The following is a 1,225-nucleotide window of genomic DNA, read 5'->3' on the forward strand; positions in this document are numbered from 1 at the left end:
AACAATCCCCCCCCCGATGCCGGCGTGTGCCAGGGTACCCGAGGTTTCGACCGTGCTGTTCACCGCCGTGGTGTTGGCAACCGTTCCTGAAACGTCCCCCCCACCGATGCCGGCGTGTGCCAGGGTACCCGAGGTTTCAACCGTGCTGTTCACTGCCGTGCTGTTGGCAACCGTTCCAAAAACGACCCCCCCCCCGATGCCGGCGTGTGCATTTTCACCCGAGGTTTCGACCGTGCTGTTCACCACCGTGGTGTTGGTAACCATTCCTCCACCGCCAACCAAGCCCGCCCCAATGCCGGCGTATGCATTGTCACCCGAGGTGGAAATATGTACATTTTCGGCCCGGATATCACTGACTGTGCCGTTCGCAGTACAGGCTGCCAACCCGGTCGTCTTCGTTGAATTTATATGGGTATCAGTAAAGCCAAGGCGACTGATGTTGCCTTGTTTCAGAGTATCAACTAAACAGTCAGACAGGCCACTGATGGTACGGCGCTGCCCATCGTACTCCCCGGTGAATGGATGGGTATCATTGCCAATGGATTGATAGTCTTTAGTGACAACAATATTCGCTGTCTGTTTATAGGTACCGTCCAGTGGATAGTCGGGATGTCGGCCAATCTTGGCCAGGTCTTCTGCATCATTAATTTTTATGGGTGTTGATGCTGTAGCGGCTGTTGATGCTATGGTGGGTGTTGACTCTTTAGCGGCTGTTGACGCTGTAGTGGGTGTTGACTCTTTAGCGGCTGTTGATGCTGTAGTGGGTGTTGACTCTTTAGCGGCTGTTGACGCTGTAGTGGGTGTTGATGCTGTAACGCCTGTTGACACTGTAGCGGCATTCACCGGGCAAGCATTACTGTTCGAAAAATCCAGCGCATCCAGAAATTCAGTTCTCGAAGAACAATTGGCTGTTAACACACGTAGGTCTGCTTTTTGGCAAAGAAGCTGATCATTGGAGATAGATCCAGAATTCTCTAAAATGTCATTGACATAGCTGTTCAACGCCGTGGTGTGGGCAACCGTTCCTCCATCTAAAACCGCCCCCCTCCCGATGCCGGCGTGTGCATCTTTACCCGAGGTTTTGACCCTGCTGTTCACCGCCGTGGTGTGGGCAACCGTTCCTCCAGGGTAAACCGCCCCCCCCCCGATGCCGGCGTGAGCATCTTTACCCGAGGTTTTGACCCTGCTGTTCACCGCCGTGGTGTTGGCGACCGTTCCTCGAACC

At 54.3% G+C, this 1,225-nt stretch carries 1 protein-coding gene; it reads right to left on the reverse strand.

Features of this window, described 5'->3' with window-relative positions:
- On the reverse strand, window positions 1–1,225 hold a 1,225-nt coding region (locus J7438_RS25620), incomplete at both ends, for a hypothetical protein (RefSeq protein ID WP_209278868.1).

Source organism: Thalassotalea sp. G20_0 (assembly GCF_017744175.1).
GTDB lineage: Bacteria > Pseudomonadota > Gammaproteobacteria > Pseudomonadales > Endozoicomonadaceae > Endozoicomonas.